The 921-nt window shown below is 74.2% G+C and carries 1 protein-coding gene; it reads right to left on the bottom strand.

Features of this window, described 5'->3' with window-relative positions:
- Positions 1-138: 138 nt before the first annotated feature.
- Positions 139-921 (bottom strand): UbiD family decarboxylase domain-containing protein (locus E6R62_RS37520; RefSeq protein WP_206308976.1); only part of this gene is annotated, 783 nt, incomplete at its 5' end.

Genomic DNA, 921 nt, shown 5'->3' with positions numbered 1-921 from the left:
AGCACGACGGACAAGCGAACCGAAGCGGGCGCGGGCCTCGGTGATCGGGAATGTGTCACTCATGTAATGAAGTGTACACTTTGTTGCGGTTCTGTTCAGTGGGTCGCGCGTCCCGTACCCGAGAGGGGTGAGCGCCCCCTACAACGCCCGCAGCGCCCGCACTCGCGTCCGTCCCGGCGCCTCCTCCGTCGGTTCCGGCGGCTCCGCCGGCCCCGCGCCCTCCACCAGCCCCGGCAGCTCCGTCAGCGCGGACACGTGGAAGTCCGCCGTCTCGACCACGTCCGGGTGGTCCGCCCACCAGTAGCCGGCCGCCCCGCGCCGGATGTGGGCCGCGCGCAGGCCCGAGGACTTCGCCGGGAACAGGCCGCGCGCCGGGTGGGCGCCCACGTAGAGCGTGGCGCGGGGGTCCGCGCCGGAGGCATCCAGGACGCGGGCGAAGAACTCCGGGTCCGGGGGCGCAACTCCCCACTCCCCGGAGGTGGCCACCAGGTCGGCCGGGAGGTCGAGGGCGCGCAGCAGCTCGCCGGCCTTCGCCGTTCCGTTGCCCGCGACCACCACCCGTACGCCCAGCTCCCGCAGCCGGGCCAGGACCGCCGACTCCATGCCGAAGCCGAGCAGCACCGACTGTTCGTGCCCGGGGCCCGAGACGGTCTGGAAGATCGCGCCTTCGCGGTCGGTGATCGCGGTGACCCGCACGCTCGGCAGCGCCGGATGCGCCCGGCCCTGGTAGCCGAGGAACTCCGGTGTGGCGTAGGGCCCTTGGGGGTTCTCGGGCGCAAGCTCGCCCAGCAGCTCGCCCTCGATCACGTACTCCGCGTGCGCGACGCACTCCGCCGCCACGGTCCGGCAGTCCGTGAGCTCCACCGGCGCCCCGGCCAGCGCGCCCGCGACCGCGAGCTCGTCCACCTCCGCCGGGACCAG

Origin of the sequence: Streptomyces sp. A1136 (assembly GCF_004795055.1) — a bacterium.
GTDB lineage: Bacteria > Actinomycetota > Actinomycetes > Streptomycetales > Streptomycetaceae > Streptomyces.
This window is presented reverse-complemented; position numbering and strand designations above follow the sequence as displayed.